Raw genomic sequence first — 15,964 nt, 5'->3', positions numbered from 1 at the left:
TGGAGACTTGCCGCGTGCCCGATCCCAATGATCTGTCTGCCTTCTGGATGCCGTTTACCGACAACCGCTACTTCAAGGCCAACCCGCGCATGTTCGTTGCCGCCAAGGGGATGCATTATACCGCCTCGGCCGGGCATCAGGTGCTCGATGGCACGGGCGGCCTGTGGTGCGTCAATGCCGGGCATGGCCGCAGCCGGATCGTCGAAGCGATCCGCAAGGCGGCGGGTGAGCTCGATTTCGCGCCGACCTTCCAGCTAGCTCACCCGCAGGCCTTTGAAACCGCCTCGCGGCTAGCGCTGCTGATGCCCGCCGGGCTGGACCGGATCTTTTTCACCAATTCGGGATCAGAAAGCGTCGACACCGCGCTCAAGATCGCGCTGGCCTATCAGCGCGCGCGGGGGCAGGGCACCCGGACCCGGTTGATCGGGCGCGAACGCGGCTATCACGGGGTCGGTTTCGGCGGGATCTCGGTGGGCGGGATCGTCGGCAATCGTCGCCAGTTCGGCACCTTGCTGACCGGCGTCGATCACATGCGCCACACGCATGATCCCGCGCGTAATGCTTTTTCGCGCGGAATTCCGCCGCATGGGGCCGAACTTGCCGAAGATCTGGAACGGCTCGTTGCCCTGCACGGCGCCGAGACGATCGCGGCGGTGATTGTCGAGCCGGTGGCGGGCTCAACCGGGGTGCTGGTGCCGCCGCAGGGCTATCTGCAGCGGCTGCGCGAAATCTGCGACACCCACGGCATCGTCCTGATTTTTGACGAAGTGATCACCGCCTTCGGCCGGCTGGGCAAGGCGACCGCCGCCGAACGCTTTGGGGTGACGCCCGATATCATCACCATGGCCAAGGGGCTGACCAATGCCGCCGTGCCGATGGGCGCGGTGGCGGTGCGGCGCGAATTGCACGATACCATCGCTGATAACGCTGCGCCGGGGATCGAACTGTTCCACGGCTATACCTATTCGGGCCACCCGCTCGCCTGCGCTGCGGCGCAAGCCACGCTCGACATCTACCGCGACGACAACCTGTTCGAAGCGGCAGCCGGGCTGGAAGACTATTGGGCCGATGCGATCCATTCGCTGAAAGCAGCCCGCCACGTGATCGATTGCCGCAATATCGGCCTGATCGGCGGGATTGAGCTTGAACCCCGCCCCGGCGCGCCGACCAAGCGGGCGATGGAGCTGTTCCACCGCTGCTTCGACGCCGGGCTGCTGATCCGGGTGACCGGCGATATCATCGCGCTGTCGCCGCCGCTGATCCTTGAACGCAGCCATATCGACGAAATCGTCGGCAGGATTGCCGAAATTCTGGCGGTTATTGACTAGACCATCGAGGCGATCAGATCGTCGATCCTGACCGTGGCAAAGCCCACGGCGCTGTCGGAAATGCCATAGGGCACCAGCAGCCGCCCGCCGACTTGCAGCGCGCCGCAGGTATAGACGACGTTGGGCACATAGCCCGAGCGGTCGGCGTCTTCGGCGGTCAGCACCGGCTCGCTGGTGCGGGCCAGCACTTTCGAAGGATCGTCGCGGTCAAGCAGCGCGCAGCCCAGCGCATATTTGCGCATCGCGCCCACTCCATGGGTAAACAGCAGCCAGCCGGCATCGGTCAGGATCGGCGAACCGCAATTGCCGATCTGGATGAATTCCCAAGGATATTTGGGCTCCATCAGCAAAACGCCCTCGTCGTCCCAGCAACCGAGCCGGTCCGAGCGGAGCAGGAACAGGTTCTTGCCGTCCTGCCGCCCAACCATGGTGTAGCGCCCGTCGATCTTCCTTGGGAACAGCGCCATGCCCTTGTTGCGGCCCGCCGCTCCATCGATTGGTTCAAGCTGGAAGCGCCGGAAATCGCGGGTGCGCAGCAGTTCGGAACGGATCGAACTGCCCGAATAGGCGGTATAGGTGCCGATCCATTCGCGGCTGCCATCGTCGTGTTCGAACTGCACCAGCCGCAGGTCTTCCAGCCCGCCGCGCTGCTGTTCGGTGATCGGGAAAATCACGGTGTTCGACAGGTTGCTTTCGGGATGGCGATGCACGGTGACCGCGCTGTCGCAGTCGTGCAGACTTTCGTCGTCAAGCTCGACCGAAGTGGCAAAGGCACTTTGCGGCCAGAGCTGGAACGTTCCATCGGCATCAGCAATTCCTTCGCGGAAGGCGATCGAGGAGATGTGCCCCTCGCCCACCGCACGCAGGCTCAGCACGAACCGGGTTGCGCCTTCGGCCATGCCTGACTGGTCAGGATGCGGCACGATCGACGGGTTCATCAGCGCCGCCGCCGCATAAGTGTATTCGTGGCAGAAATAGGCGCCGATCAGCCGCTTGCGCCGCTCGGTAAAGCGCGTGCCGTCAAGCGCGAGCATGGCTTCGACTTCGCGGTAGCGTTCGTCGAACATCTGCTCGGTTTGCCAGTGGCGGCCGGAAAAATCGCGGACCACGCGGGCATATTCCTCGTTGGCCCGCGCTTTGCTCAGCCCGGCCACGTCCTCGACTAGCCGCCTCGCCCGTTCGCCTGGCGCACTGGTCGATTGCCAACCAAGGTGAAACGGGCGCAGCACGACCCGCGACGGATCGGCATGCAGGCGCGTATCAAGGATGCGCAAGGGACTGGTTTCGAATGTCTCGGCTTTGTTCAACTTCGCCCCCAGCGTCCTTGGTCCGCGTCGCGTCGGCGGGTTGTTCGCCGTGGAGCATCTCTAGCACGGAATAATGGGCGAGTTGAAATGCCAGGATCGATTCAGCCCCGCAATTCTCGTTGCGGCCACGCGGATTGACCCCATCGCGGCAGCGGCCCGACGCGAGATCGGCCAAAACCGCGCCGCGGTCGTTCGCGCCGAAGAACCAGCGATAGGCGGCCTGCGCGTGATCGGCCCAGCGGCGATTGCCGGTGGCGGCAAAGGCTGTGGCGCAGGCCTCGATCGCGGCCTGGGCTTCGAGCGGTTGCTGATCGAACGGCTTCTGATCGTGCTGAAGCCCGAAGGTTTCCGAACCGACCGGGCGGAAATGCCCTTCGGCTGCCGTCTGGCGATCGGCGATCCAGTCCAGCGTTTCAAGCCCGGCCTGCACCCAATCGCCGCGATGCAGGATCCGGCCCGCCTCGATCAGGGCCTGGGGCAGGCGGGGGTTGTCATAGGCCAGTACCGCCTCGAACCAGGCCCAGTCGGGGCGGCGGCTCGTATCGAGCAGGTAGGCCAGCTTCGCCCCGCTGCGTTCGGCCAGCGCCCAGGCCTGTTCGTGGTGCTCGCCGGTGCGCAGCAGCGCGCAGGCCCCCAGGGTGCCAAAGGCCATGGCACGCGGCGAATCGACCCGCGCGAAATGCGGGATCGCGGTATCGAACCAGCGCCGGGCCCAGAATGCGATGTCAGGATCGGGCGCATTGGCCGCGGTGTGGCCCAGCGCCCAGACGGCGCGGCCGAACGAATCATCCGAACCCGCTTCTTCGCACCAGGTGCGTTCAAAGCGCATGAAATTGCGGAACGTGCTGCGATCCGGGTTCCAGGCATGCTGGATGAAGCTGGCATAGGTCGAAGACCAGCCCAGCCGCTCGGCGGGTGAAAGCCCCTGCGCAACGTTCATCAGGATCAGCGCCCGGGCATTATCATCAAGGCAATAGCCATGGCGCCGGTCCGGCACCACGCCGATCGCGTGTTGCAGGATGCCGGTGGAATCGCTCGTTGCAAACAGCCCCAGCAGGCCCGGTGTCGCGCTCAGCGGAATGTCGCGCGCATCGGGCCGTATGGCTTGGCGCAGCAGCGCCGCAGTGGCATCGGCAAAGCGCGGCCAGATGGTCTTGCGTCCGGCGCCATAGGCCCGCCGTTTGGTCGCAGCGAAATGATCGGGATCGTCAAGCAGACGGATCACCGCAGCGCTGATCGCCGCGCTCGAATTGGGTTCGACCAGCACCCCGATCCCGTCGGCCAGCAATTCGCGGGCATGGACGTATGGGGTGGAAACAACCGCTTTGCCGAGCGCCACGGCATAGCTCAGCGTGCCCGATGTGGCCTGCTGCAGGTTGAAATAGGGCGTTACATAGATGTCGCAGGCTTCGAGCTGGTCGAGCAGTTCCTCGGTGCCAAGGAAGCGGTTTTCCCACGCGATGTGCCCGGCCACCCCCAGCTGCTCGGCCAGGTCCACCAGCCGTTCGCGGTAGCTTTCACCGTCGCGGGCCAGCAGGTTGGGGTGCGTTGCCCCAACCACGCGGTAGACCGCCTCGGGATGGCGGGCGATAATCGCCGGCATGGCTTCGATCACCTGCTCCAGCCCCTTGCCCGGACCGATCAGCCCGAAGGTCATGATCACCTTGCGCCCGGCCAGGCCGAAGCGCTGCTTGAACAGGTCTTCGCGCCCGAACGGCCGATCGGGCGCGCCATGCGGGATCACCGCCACCAGTTCGGGCGGGGCACCATAGTGCGCGGTCAACAGGTCGGCCCCGTGTTGCGACATGACCATGATGCGCGATGCGCGCGCGATCAGGTGCTCGGTAATGCGCCGCTGACCCGGCGATGGCGCCCCCAGGACGGTGTGAAACGTGACGACCAGCGGGGCCGCAAGGCGATCGGCAAAATCGCAGACCATGTCGCCGTCGGGGCCGCCAAAAATCCCGAATTCGTGCTGCAGCCACACCGCATCGACCGCGCTTTCATTGATCTGCCGCGCGGCAGCGGCATAGCAATCCGGCTGGCTGCAATCGATCCAGCCGGCCAGCGCTGCGTATTGGTCGGCAGTGCCAGCGTGATCGAGGGCATAGACCTCTGCCGAAATTGCGGGATGATGGCGGCCAAGCTGTTCGACCAGATCGGCGGTGAACGTCGCAATGCCGCATTTGCGCGGAGAATAGGTGCCAACCAGCGCCACCCGTCCCGGGCGGTGGGCATTGGCAAGCGGCCCATCGTCATTGAAAAGTGAAACAATTTTGCGGGCGGCGGGTTGGCCATCGCCCAAAAAGGCATCTCCTGCGCTGTGATATCCCATGATCCTGTCGTCCCTTGTGCACATCGCAATTAACGACCGCAGTTGCGAAAGGTTCCTGCTGCACTGCAGCAAGACCCTGTTGTGGCGTCCGGTCAATGCGGCAGATTGCGGATACGTATGCATTGCTGCGACTGCGAAACAATGGTTCTGCCCGAAATCGCTAAAACGCCTTCGTCCGATTTTTCCGGCCATCGGGCAACGACCGCCGCACGGCATTCCTGGCGCACAGGGCTCCCCGCATTGACCAGGGCCCGCACCGTCAGGCGGGGATGGTCGCCCGATTGTCCAGGCTCTGCGCCGCGCCGGGATCACGGCCTGCCAGCTTGGAGGCGATCGTTTTGAGAAAGCCGGTGGCGGTTGAGCGCCAGACTTCGAATTCGGGCGGCGTAAAGCGCAGCAGCACCAGATCGGGATCGCGTTTGCCTTGATCATAATAGAGGCCAGCGAGAAACGACCACAGTTTGTCGACCATCGCCGGATCATCCACCGCAGCAATCGGACCGAGCGCGCTGGCCAGAATCGCATGATCCTTCGACTGGAAGGCAAAATGGGCGTGGGTGGCGCCATCCAGCACCTCCTGCCCGATCCCTTCCCCGCGCGAGGCGAAGAAGTAAATCGAGCCATCCTTGATGTCTTCATCGGTCTGCGCGGTCATCGGCCGGGCTGCGACCCGGCCCTCGCCTACCGTGCCCAGCATGACCGTCCGCGAGTCGTCGAGCGCTTTCCAGAATTCGCGGCTCAGGTCTTGGCTATCGGTCATCGCAAGTCTCCATCAAACGCAGCGCGACTCGGTCAGACCGGGCGCTTGCCATGCCAATCTAACACCCTCGGCGCGGGCAAGTTCCATGACTGCGCCAGTCTGCCCAAAGCTATAGGCGAGTTGAGCAAACCGCGCGTGAGGATGGAAGTTTTGCGAGAAGATGAGAGGTCACGTGCACTTGCGGGTTTCGAACCTGTGACCCGAATATTGACCGTTCATTGGCATCGATGGACTTTCGCAAGCGAAGGGTCGATGCCTGGAGCTGGCCGCAGTTCGAGCAGCCTTGGTGATGTTGCTGGGCTTGACCTCCAGGAGCAACCAATCCCTGCGCTGGCCGTTAGGGAAGTTCCATGAAACCCGAACCAGCAGCAGACCAGGACCCCCAGCAACACCGCCACGCGCAAGGCGGGGTGGTGGGCAAGGTGACCGATCCGGTCTGCGGGATGGAAGTCGATCCGGCGACGAGCCAGCACCGCCATGAAGTCGCCGGCGTGACCTGGCATTTCTGCAGCGAACAGTGCGCGCGCAAGTTTGCTGGCGATCCCGCCGCTTACCAGAAACCGAAAGCCCCTCCGCAATCCGCCGTGTCCGGAACCATCTGGACCTGCCCGATGCACCCGCAGATCCGGCGCGGCGGGCCCGGTACGTGTCCGATCTGCGGGATGGCGCTGGAGCCGCTGCAGCCAAGCCTCGACGAGGGCCCAAATCCCGAGCTGATCGCCATGACCCGCCGGTTCCGGGTCTGCGCGGCGCTGTCGGTTCCGTTGCTGATCCTGACGATGGGGGCCGAACTGACCGGGTGGCATCCGCTGCCTATGGCTCTTTCGATCTGGGTTCAGTTTGCGATTGCAACCCCGGTGGTGGTGTGGGGCGCCTGGCCGTTCTTTGAACGCGGCTGGGCATCGCTCAAGACCCGCAACCTCAACATGTTCACATTGATTTCGCTGGGTGTCGGCGCCGCTTATCTGTTCAGCCTGGTGGCAACCTTTGCCCCCGGCATCTTTCCTCTCGCCGCACGGACGATGGGCGGAATGGTGCCGGTCTATTACGAAGCCGCCGCGGTTATCACAGCGCTGGTGCTGCTTGGGCAAGTGCTTGAACTGCAGGCGCGATCGGCTACCGGCCGGGCAATCCGTGCGCTGCTTGGTCTTGCTCCCAAGACCGCCCGGCGGGTTGCTGCCGACGGTACTGAAGCCGATGTTCCGCTTGCGGAAGTCCAGCCCGGTGATCTGCTCCGGGTCCGCCCCGGCGAAAAAGTTCCGGCCGATGGAACCGTGACCGAGGGTCATTCCTCGGTCGATGAATCGATGATCAGCGGCGAACCGGTTCCGGTCGAAAAGGGCACAGGCGATAAGGTGACCGGAGCCACGGTGAACGGCACCGGCGGGTTGTTGATGCGCGCCGAGCGCGTCGGAAGCGATACGGTGCTGTCGCAGATCGTGCATATGGTTGCTGCAGCACAGCGCTCACGCGCCCCGATCCAGGCGCTGGCGGACAAGGTCGCCGGCTGGTTCGTTCCGGGGGTCATTGCGATCGCGGTAGTGGCTTTTGCGGTGTGGCTTGTGTGGGGACCCGAGCCGCGTCTCAGCCACGCGCTGATCAATGCCGTTGCGGTGCTGATCATAGCCTGTCCCTGCGCCCTGGGGCTGGCGACGCCGATGTCGATCATGGTGGGCACAGGCCGCGGTGCCGCTTCGGGCGTACTGGTCAAGAATGCCGAAGCGCTCGAACTGACTGAAAAAATCGATACCCTGGTGGTCGACAAGACCGGCACGTTGACACTCGGCAAGCCCAGGCTGGTCGAGGTCGTCGTCGCGAAAGGTTTCGCTGAAGACGTGCTTCTTGCCCAGGCCGCCGCACTCGAACGGGGTAGCGAACATCCGCTGGCCGCGGCCATTGTCGATGGTGCCGAGACACGCAACCTGGCTCTGCCCCCGGTTTCCGGGTTCGCTTCGCACACCGGAAAGGGCGTGACGGCCCGTATTGCAGAACAGTCTGTCGGGCTGGGTAACGCTGCAATGATGGAACTGCTCAAGGTCGATCCGGCGCCGCTTGCCGCCCGCGCGGACGCATTGCGCGCCGATGGCCAGGGGGTGATGTTCCTCGCCGTCGATGGCCAGCTTGCGGGGCTGATCGTGGTCGCCGATCCGATCAAGGAAAGCGCGATCGCGGCGGTTGCTGCACTGCGCCGCGACGGGGTGCGCGTGGTGATGTTGACCGGCGACAATCGCCGTACTGCCGAGGCAGTCGCGCGCAAGATCGGGGGCATCGATGAAGTCATGGCGGACGTGCTGCCCGAGCAGAAACAGAAAGTGGTCGAACAGCTGCGCCGCGAGGGACGCAGGGTCGGCATGGCGGGGGACGGGATCAACGATGCGCCAGCCCTCGCTGCAGCGGATGTCGGGATCGCCATGGGCACCGGGACCGACGTGGCGATGGAGAGTGCGGCGATCACGCTGGTCAAAGGCGATCTTGGCGGGATCGTCCGGGCGCGGCGGCTGAGCCGCGCCGTGATGCGCAACATCCGCGAGAACCTGTTCTTTTCCTTCGTGTTCAACGCGGCTGGAATTCCCGTCGCGGCAGGGATTCTCTACCCCAGCTTCGGCTTGCTGCTGAGTCCGATCATTGCCGGCGCGGCCATGGCTTTCAGCTCGGTCGCGGTGATCGGCAATTCACTGCGGCTGCGGACAGTACGGCTCTAAAAAGGATCGAAACCTGCCGTCGATTGGCGATTGCAGCCTTCCATCTGGTGATGGACGCCGAGCGACCTGCCGGGTTTCTGCGCACGCGGACGTTCAGATGGCACAGCCTCGCGCCGGTCGCCGGATTTCAGATTAGCAATGGTGCCGCTTACAGGATTCGAACCTGTGACCCCATCATTACGAATGATGTGCTCTACCGACTGAGCTAAAGCGGCACTTCGCATAGATTGGAGGCCCGAGCCGGAATCGAACCGGCGTGCGCGGATTTGCAGTCCGCTACGTAACCACTCCGCCATCGGGCCTCATTCCGCAGCTTCCCGCAGAAGCGTGCGCCACTAGCTTAGGCGCTTATCGCGCGCAAGACCAATCACGCCATGCGGCTGAAGCCCACGATCCGGCGCACCGGGTCGGCCGTATCGAGCCGCACGGTGATGCGCTGGCCGGGCTTGACGCCGTGCGCGGTTGTGCGGGCGACTACCGGCAGGTCGCACAGCTGGATCCGGGTTCCGGCCTCGTCAATCTGGGTGACCACTGCGGCAAAGCTTTCGCCCTGGCGGTCAGCCAGCATCGCGGCTTCGGCCAGATCGACCACCGCGCGCTCAACCTGCCCGGCGCGGGCATCGGCCTTGCCCATCACCGGGCCGAGGCGCTTGAAGGCAGCCTCGACTTCGCCTTCGACCGGGCGGCCATTGGCCACACTGAGCGCCGCGCGCACGACATAACGATCGGCCAGGCGGCGCAGCGGGGCGGTCATGTGGCAATAAGTCGCGGCCATTGCGGCGTGCCATGGTTTCACGCCGGCTTCATAAGGCACGTAGCTGGCCCCGTTGCCGGCACGGCGGATCGCCAGCATGAAGGCCGCGGCGGCGGGATCAGCCGCGTCAAGCGTGCGCTCGAACTGTTCGAGGGTGGCCTGTTCGGGCCAGGCCAGGCCAAAGGCCTTGGCGGTAAAGCGCAGCCGTGCAACGGCGCGCGAATCGGGCCCGGCCATCACCCGGAACAGCCCGGTTTTGGCGGCATAGAGCGCGTCGGCCACTGCCAGATTGGTGGCGAGTGAGAGCGCGGCGTTGCTGCGTTCGGCCAGGGTCAGCGGGCGCAGTCGGAGGGTGAAATGGCCGGCTGCGTCACGCTCGACTTCCTGCTCGGGCGGATCAACCCGGGCGGCGCCGCGGGCCGCTTCGGCCGCGGCAATGCGCCGGGCGAGGTCGGCAAAGCCTGCGGGCAATTGCGCGGGCGTGGCGGTCTCATAACCCAGCTTGGCGCGGCTGCGGATCATGGCGCGTTCGGCCCCTTCCAGCTTTACCCCGCCATCGGGGGCGACGCGGGTGGTGAACACCACCGCCGGGCGGTCGCCATCGGGGAGCAGGCTGGCGACGTTCTCGGCCAGCAGCGGCGGGTGCAGACCGGCCTTGCCATCGGGCAGATAGAACGTCTCGCCGCGCGCCCAGGCCTCGGTATCGATGGGATCGCCATCGCGGACAAACCACGGCACGTCGGCGATCGCATAGTGGAGCAGCAGATCGCTTCCGGACGCCTCGATCGCGAAGGCCTGATCCAGGTCGGTCGAACTGGCGGGATCGAGCGTGACGAAAGCCACCGCGGTGCGGTCGGCATGTTCGCTGGGCACGCGCCGCGCCGCTTGCTCGGCGGCGGCGAGCACTTGCGGCGGGAACGCGGCGGGCACCTTGAACTGGGCGCGGATCGCGGCCAGACCTTCGGCCAGCAGACAATCGGGATCTTTCAAGGCTCTCATAAGTCTCGCGCTAGCTGTGTGGGCTGCGATTGCCAAGCCGATGCCTTTTCGGCATCGCGGATAGCGCGGCATTGACGGCGCAAAGCCCCGCGCGATAAGCGCCGCACGAACATCAGGCACCGAAGAGGATCCCCGCCCATGAAGACCCGTGCAGCCGTCGCCTTTGCGCCCAAGCAGCCGCTCGAGATTGTCGAGCTCGATCTTGAAGGGCCCAAGGCCGGCGAAGTGCTGGTCGAGATCATGGCCACCGGGATTTGCCACACCGATGCCTACACGCTCGACGGGTTTGACTCCGAAGGGATCTTTCCCTCGGTGCTGGGTCATGAAGGCGCCGGGATCGTGCGCGAGGTTGGTGCTGGCGTAACTTCGGTGAAGCCGGGCGATCATGTGATCCCGCTTTACACGCCCGAATGCCGCCAGTGCAAAAGCTGCCTTTCGGGCAAGACCAACCTGTGCACCGCGATCCGCGCCACACAGGGCCAGGGCCTGATGCCCGATGGCACCAGCCGGTTTTCGTACAAGGGCGAGACGATTTTCCACTACATGGGCTGTTCAACGTTCTCGAACTTCACCGTGCTGCCCGAGATTGCCGTGGCGAAGATCCGCGAGGACGCGCCGTTCCAGTCCGCCTGCTACATTGGCTGCGGGGTGACCACCGGGGTCGGCGCGGTGATCAACACCGCCAAGGTCCAGGTCGGCGATAACGTCGTTATTTTCGGGCTGGGCGGGATCGGGCTCAACGTGATCCAGGGCGCGCGGCTGGCGGGTGCGGGCAAGATCATCGGGGTCGACATCAATCCCGACCGCGAAGAATGGGGCCGCAAGTTCGGGATGACCGACTTCCTCAACTCCAGGGGCATGAGCCGCGAAGAGACGGTTGCCGCGATCGTCGCGCTGACCGATGGCGGCGCGGACTATACTTTCGATGCCACCGGCAACACCGAAGTGATGCGCACCGCATTGGAAGCCTGCCACCGCGGCTGGGGCACCTCGATCATCATCGGCGTGGCCGAAGCGGGCAAGGAAATCGCCACCCGACCGTTCCAGCTGGTGACCGGGCGCAACTGGCGCGGCACCGCATTTGGCGGGGCCAAGGGGCGGACGGACGTGCCGGGGATCGTCGATATGTACATGACCGGCAAGATCGAGATCGACCCGATGATCACCCACGTGATGGGGCTGGAGGAGATCAACGAGGCCTTCGCGCTGATGCATGCGGGGAAAAGCATTCGCAGCGTCGTCGTTTTCTAGTCTAGTCCCCCTCCCGCTTGCGGGAGGGGTTAGGGGTGGGCCAGTCAATTCTGGCCTTCCGCCCGACCGCTGACTGACCCACCCCCGGCCCCTCCCGCAAGCGGGAGGGAGGAGAAGCACTATGGAACAGGTATCAAGCAACCGCGCCCACGGCGGCACTCAGGGGGTCTATACCCACCAGTCCGCCGTCACCGGCACGCCGATGACTTTCTCGGTGTTCGTGCCTGATCATGCGGTAGGCGCAAAATTGCCGGTGCTGTGGTTCCTTTCGGGGCTGACCTGCACCCACGCCAACGTTACCGAAAAGGGCGAGTTTCGCGCGGCCTGTGCGCAGCACGGCATCATCTCTATCGCCCCCGATACAAGCCCGCGCGGCGATGATGTGCCCGATGATGAAGGCTATGATTTCGGCAAGGGCGCGGGCTTCTATGTCGATGCGACCGAGGCACCGTGGGCCGCGAATTTCCAGATGCGCAGCTACATCGAACAGGAACTGCCCGCGCTGATCGGGGCGGAGTTTCCCGCGGCCGACATGGCGCGGCAGGGGATCACCGGCCACTCGATGGGCGGCCACGGCGCGCTGACCATCGCGCTGCGCAATCCCGGCCGGTTCAAGTCGGTCAGCGCCTTTGCCCCGATCGTCAGCCCGATGAACTGCCCGTGGGGCGAAAAGGCGCTGGGCGGATACCTTGGCGCGGACCAGGCGCACTGGCGGCAATACGATGCCTGCGCGCTGATCGAAGACGGCGCGCGGTTGCCCGATCTGCTGGTCGATCAGGGCGAGGCGGATAATTTCCTCCATCAACAGCTCAAGCCGGGGCTGCTGGTGCTGGCCTGCAAGAAGGCCGGGATTGCGGCGACAGTGCGGATGCAGCCGGGCTATGACCATTCGTACTATTTCATCGCCAGCTTCATGGCCGATCACGTGGCCTGGCACGGCGAACGGCTGAAACGATGACCTAGGCTGCGGTGCGATCAGTGCTGGGGGCATGGCCATGGGCGCGGCGGTATTCGCGCGCGAAATGGGAGGCCGAAGAGAACCCGGTGGCGACGGCCACTTCGAGCATCGAAAGGCCGGTCTGCTGGACCAGCTGGCGCGCCCGGCCCAACCGCAGATTGCGGTAATAAGCCGCCGGACGCTGGCCCAGATGGGCCGCAAAGTGCCGCTCCAACTGGCGCAGAGACAGTCCGGCATGTGCTGCCAAGGCGGGCAATGGCAACGGATTTTCGATGTTGGCCTCCATCGCTCCGATCACATCGAGCAACCCGGGGTGGCGCACACCGGTGCGCTCGCTCAAGGCCAGGCGCTGCGGCCCGGCGGCAGCGCGCGCCGAATGGTGCAACATCTGATCGGCGACCTGTGCGGCCAGATCGCGCCCGAAATCCTGGGCGATGAAATTGAGCATCAGGTCGAGCGGGGCGGTCCCGCCCGAACAGGTGAAGCGGTTGCCGTCGATTTCGTAGATGCTTTTGGTCACGTCCAGCGCGGGATAGTTTTCGGCCAGCGTTTCCAGGTCTTCCCAGTGGCCTGTGCAGCGCCGCCCATCAAGCAATCCGGCATCGGCCAGCACGATGCTGCCCGAACAGACCGAGCCGATCAGCGCGCCCTGGCGCGAGGCGCGGCGCAGCTGTGCCGCCAGGTCCGGATCGCGGTGATCGTAGGCATTGATCCCGGCGCAGACCACCACCGCATCGGCCAGCCCGACCAGCCGCAGCATCCCATCGACCTGAACCATGGCGCCGTTGCTGGCGCGCACCGGAGCGCCATCCTTGCTCAGCGTGCGCCACTGATAGAGCGTCTGGCCCGACATCCGGTTGGCCGCGCGCAGCGGCTCGATCGCGGCGGTAAACGGCATCATCGAAAAGTCTTTGACCAGCACAAAGGCAAAGCTGCGCGGCCAGCGTCCTGTTCGGCCGGGCTCGGTCACGCTTCATGCCTATTTGTCATGTCGCAAATGTATCAGCATCTGACGCAAATGGAATATATATGCTGCAGCCTTTGCCGCAGTATGTCTTGGCAATTGCATGGTCGATGCGCAGCGAGTTTGAGGGGTGAGCGATGGCCGAGGGCGAAGACATCATTCTGCGCGATCTGAACGACGCCGATCTGGTCGAACAGATGAAGGACGATCTCTACGACGGCCTCGCCGATGAAGTGCACGAAGGCACCCAGATCCTGCTCGATCGCGGCTGGAGCGCCAACGATGTGCTGGCCGAAGCCTTGGTCGAAGGGATGCGGATCGTCGGGATCGATTTCCGCGACGGGATCCTGTTCGTGCCTGAAGTGCTGCAGTGCGCCGGGGCGATGAAAAGCGGGATGGGCCTGCTGCGTCCGATCCTCGCCAGCAGCGATTCCAAGGCCAGCCTGGGCACCTATGTGATCGGCACGGTGAAGGGTGACATTCACGATATCGGCAAGAACCTGGTCGGCATGATGCTTGAAGGCGCGGGCTTTGAAGTGATCGATCTTGGCATCAACAACCCGATCGACAACTATCTGGCCGCGATCGACAAGCACAATCCGGCAATCATGGGGATGTCGGCGCTGCTCACCACCACCATGCCTTATATGCAGGTGGTGATCGAGGAACTCGACAAGCGCGGGATCTTGAAGACGCTGCCAGTGATGGTCGGCGGCGCACCGCTCAACCAGGAATTTGCCGACGCGATCAACGCCACCTCCTATGGCCGCGATGCCGCGGTCAGCGCCGAGCTGGCCAAGGCGCTGGTCGGCCAGAACCGTTAATGGATGAGCCCGCTGTCCGCCGGACCGGTGGCCGCCAGGCAAGGCTGGGCCGCCGTGCCCGGCCGCAGGAAGCTTCGGCGGCTGCGGCGGAATCGCTCGTAACCACCAGCGCCAACCCCGAAGGTCCCGCGCTGGTGCTGGCTTGCGGCGCGCTTGCCAATGAGATCATCGCCCTGCGCGAACAACTTGGCATCGCGGACGATGTCATGGTTCTGCACTGCCTGCCCGCCGAATTGCACAATCGTCCGGGCCAGATCGCGCCGCGGGTGGATGCCTTCCTGACCGAGCACCGCCATAAATATTCGCGGGTCTTGATCGGCTACGGCGATTGCGGCACCGGCGGCGCGCTCGACAAGGTGCTGGAACGGCACGATGCTGACCGGCTGCCGCATGCGCATTGCTATGAATTCTTTGCCCGCACGCCGCTGTTCAACCAGATCACTGAAGCCGAGATTGGCAGCTACTTCGTCACCGATTTCCTCGTGCGGCATTTTGACCGACTCGTGTGGGAAGGCCTTGGCCTCGATACCCGGCCCGACATGCTCGAGACCTATTTCGGCAACTATCGCGACCTCGTCTATCTTGCCCAGACCGACACGCCGTTGCTGCAGACAAAGGCACAGGAGGCCGCCAAGCGGCTCGGCCTCAACTACGTTTACCGCAAGGTTGGCTATGGTGATCTGGCCGATGCGATCCGGGGGACGTCGCATGTATAGGGTCCGGCTCTGGTCAGTGCGCCATTCGCGGCAGATGGAATGGGCCTACACCACCTTCAATCCCGCCGTTGTGACCATGCTGCGCGCCGTGGTGAAGGTGTTCGGGCGCAAGCTCGACAAGCCGATCACCAAGGTTGAAGCCATGGCCAAAGGCTTCCTGTTCGATTGCCAGATGTGCGGCGATTGCGCGCTGTCGCGCACCGGCATGTCGTGCCCGATGAATTGCCCCAAGACCCTGCGCAATGGCCCGTGCGGCGGGGTGCGCGAAGATGGCCACTGCGAGGTCAAGCCCGAAATGCGCTGCGTCTGGGTGGCGGCCTGGGACGGGGCATCGCGGATGAAGCACGGCGATGCGATCCGCGAGGCCAGTTTCGCGCTCGATCACCGGCTGGGTGGGCAAAGCTCGTGGCTCAAGCTGGCGCGCGATGACTGACCAGCACGAGCACTACGCGGAAGTCGGTGCCAATCCCGGCGATCCGTTGCCGATGCTGCCGCAGCATACCTCGCACGGGCGCTTCGAACGGGTGCTGCGCGCTGGGCACTTTGCCGTGTCGAGCGAGATCGCCCCGCCCGATTCGGCCGATCCCGAAGAAGTGCTGCGCCGGGCTGCGCTGTTCGATGGCTATGTCGATGCGATCAACGCCACCGACGGATCGGGCGCCAACTGCCATATGTCGAGCCTGGCGGTCTGCGCGCTGCTGACGCGTGAGGGCTATTCGCCGATCATCCAGGTTTCGTGCCGCGACCGCAATCGCATTGCCATCCAGGGCGATCTGCTGGGCGCCTCGGCCTTGGGGGTCTGCTCGGTGCTGTGCCTGTCGGGCGACGATGTGTCGGTCGGCGATCATCCCGAAGCCAGGCCGGTGTTCGATCTTGATTCGGTGTCGCTGCTGCAGACCGTGCGGACGCTGCGCGATGAAAGCCGGTTCCTGTCGGGCCGCCAGCTCGATCTGCCGCCGCGGCTGTTGATCGGCAGCTCGATCAACCCGTTCGCTCCGCCGTATACGGCCCGGGTCGATCAATTTGCCAAGAAGGTTTCGGCCGGGGCAGAGTTAGTCCAGTCGCA

General features: G+C 64.6%; 13 protein-coding genes and 2 tRNA genes. 8 read left to right on the top strand and 7 right to left on the bottom strand.

Features of this window, described 5'->3' with window-relative positions:
- Nucleotides 1–14: 14 nt before the first annotated feature.
- A complete protein-coding gene (locus RMN99_RS11650) occupies nt 15–1,328 on the top strand; it encodes an aspartate aminotransferase family protein (protein ID WP_309623485.1) in 1,314 nt (437 codons plus the stop codon).
- Here RMN99_RS11650 and RMN99_RS11645 read toward each other — a convergent pair.
- The 3 genes from RMN99_RS11645 to RMN99_RS11635 all read right to left on the bottom strand — a co-directional run bounded on the left by RMN99_RS11645 (nt 1,325) and on the right by RMN99_RS11635 (nt 5,730).
- Nucleotides 1,325–2,635: a glycoside hydrolase family 130 protein gene (locus tag RMN99_RS11645; RefSeq protein ID WP_309623484.1), complete on the bottom strand. Its 1,311-nt coding sequence runs from the start codon at nt 2,633–2,635 to the stop codon at nt 1,325–1,327. The two genes, RMN99_RS11650 and RMN99_RS11645, sit on opposite strands and share 4 nt — an antisense overlap.
- Complete coding sequence (locus RMN99_RS11640; RefSeq protein ID WP_309623483.1) at nt 2,589–4,970, bottom strand: glycosyltransferase family 4 protein; 2,382 nt, start codon at nt 4,968–4,970, stop codon at nt 2,589–2,591. Before RMN99_RS11640 ends, RMN99_RS11645 begins: the two co-directional genes overlap by 47 nt.
- A 259-nt stretch (nt 4,971–5,229) precedes the next feature.
- Complete coding sequence (locus tag RMN99_RS11635) at nt 5,230–5,730, bottom strand: pyridoxamine 5'-phosphate oxidase family protein (protein WP_309623482.1); 501 nt, start codon at nt 5,728–5,730, stop codon at nt 5,230–5,232.
- Nucleotides 5,731–6,080: 350 nt separating this feature from the next.
- Between RMN99_RS11635 and RMN99_RS11630 the strand changes: the two genes are divergently transcribed.
- A complete protein-coding gene (locus RMN99_RS11630) occupies nt 6,081–8,432 on the top strand; it encodes a heavy metal translocating P-type ATPase (RefSeq protein WP_309623481.1) in 2,352 nt (783 codons plus the stop codon).
- A gap of 139 nt (nt 8,433–8,571) precedes the next feature.
- On the opposite strand, the gene RMN99_RS11625 is transcribed toward RMN99_RS11630, so the two are convergent.
- The 3 genes from RMN99_RS11625 to RMN99_RS11615 form a co-directional block, all read right to left on the bottom strand.
- Nucleotides 8,572–8,647, bottom strand: a tRNA-Thr gene (locus RMN99_RS11625).
- Nucleotides 8,648–8,660: 13 nt separating this feature from the next.
- Nucleotides 8,661–8,734: transfer RNA gene (locus RMN99_RS11620), tRNA-Cys, on the bottom strand.
- Nucleotides 8,735–8,799: 65 nt separating this feature from the next.
- On the bottom strand, nt 8,800–10,185 hold the full coding sequence (locus tag RMN99_RS11615; protein ID WP_309623480.1) for an RNB domain-containing ribonuclease: 1,386 nt from the start codon (nt 10,183–10,185) through the stop codon (nt 8,800–8,802).
- Between the two features lie 138 nt (nt 10,186–10,323).
- On the opposite strand from RMN99_RS11615, the gene RMN99_RS11610 reads away from it, so the two are divergent.
- Both RMN99_RS11610 and fghA read left to right on the top strand, forming a co-directional pair.
- A complete protein-coding gene (locus tag RMN99_RS11610) occupies nt 10,324–11,436 on the top strand; it encodes an S-(hydroxymethyl)glutathione dehydrogenase/class III alcohol dehydrogenase (RefSeq protein ID WP_309623479.1) in 1,113 nt (370 codons plus the stop codon).
- 121 nt (nt 11,437–11,557) lie between these two features.
- Entirely contained in the window at nt 11,558–12,394 is an 837-nt protein-coding gene (gene fghA, locus RMN99_RS11605) for an S-formylglutathione hydrolase (protein ID WP_309623478.1), read from the top strand.
- 1 nt (nt 12,395) lies between these two features.
- Here the strand turns inward: fghA and RMN99_RS11600 are convergent, their stop codons facing one another.
- Nucleotides 12,396–13,364, bottom strand: a complete 969-nt coding sequence (locus RMN99_RS11600; protein ID WP_309623477.1) for a GlxA family transcriptional regulator — start codon at nt 13,362–13,364, stop codon at nt 12,396–12,398.
- Between the two features lie 131 nt (nt 13,365–13,495).
- On the opposite strand from RMN99_RS11600, the gene RMN99_RS11595 reads away from it, so the two are divergent.
- From RMN99_RS11595 to RMN99_RS11580, 4 genes are all read left to right on the top strand, one after another.
- Complete coding sequence (locus RMN99_RS11595; RefSeq protein WP_309623476.1) at nt 13,496–14,182, top strand: B12-binding domain-containing protein; 687 nt, start codon at nt 13,496–13,498, stop codon at nt 14,180–14,182.
- A complete protein-coding gene (locus tag RMN99_RS11590; RefSeq protein WP_309623475.1) occupies nt 14,182–14,898 on the top strand; it encodes a DUF1638 domain-containing protein in 717 nt (238 codons plus the stop codon). The genes RMN99_RS11595 and RMN99_RS11590 overlap by 1 nt, the downstream gene beginning before the upstream one ends.
- A complete protein-coding gene (locus RMN99_RS11585; protein WP_309623474.1) occupies nt 14,891–15,331 on the top strand; it encodes a methylenetetrahydrofolate reductase C-terminal domain-containing protein in 441 nt (146 codons plus the stop codon). The genes RMN99_RS11590 and RMN99_RS11585 overlap by 8 nt, the downstream gene beginning before the upstream one ends.
- The coding region (locus tag RMN99_RS11580; RefSeq protein WP_309623473.1) for a methylenetetrahydrofolate reductase at nt 15,324–15,964 on the top strand (641 nt) is incomplete at its 3' end. The genes RMN99_RS11585 and RMN99_RS11580, both read left to right, overlap by 8 nt.

The organism is Novosphingobium sp., assembly GCF_031417815.1.
GTDB lineage: Bacteria > Pseudomonadota > Alphaproteobacteria > Sphingomonadales > Sphingomonadaceae > Novosphingobium.
Note: the sequence above shows the minus strand (reverse complement) of the source record. Positions and strands in the feature narration are given on the sequence as shown.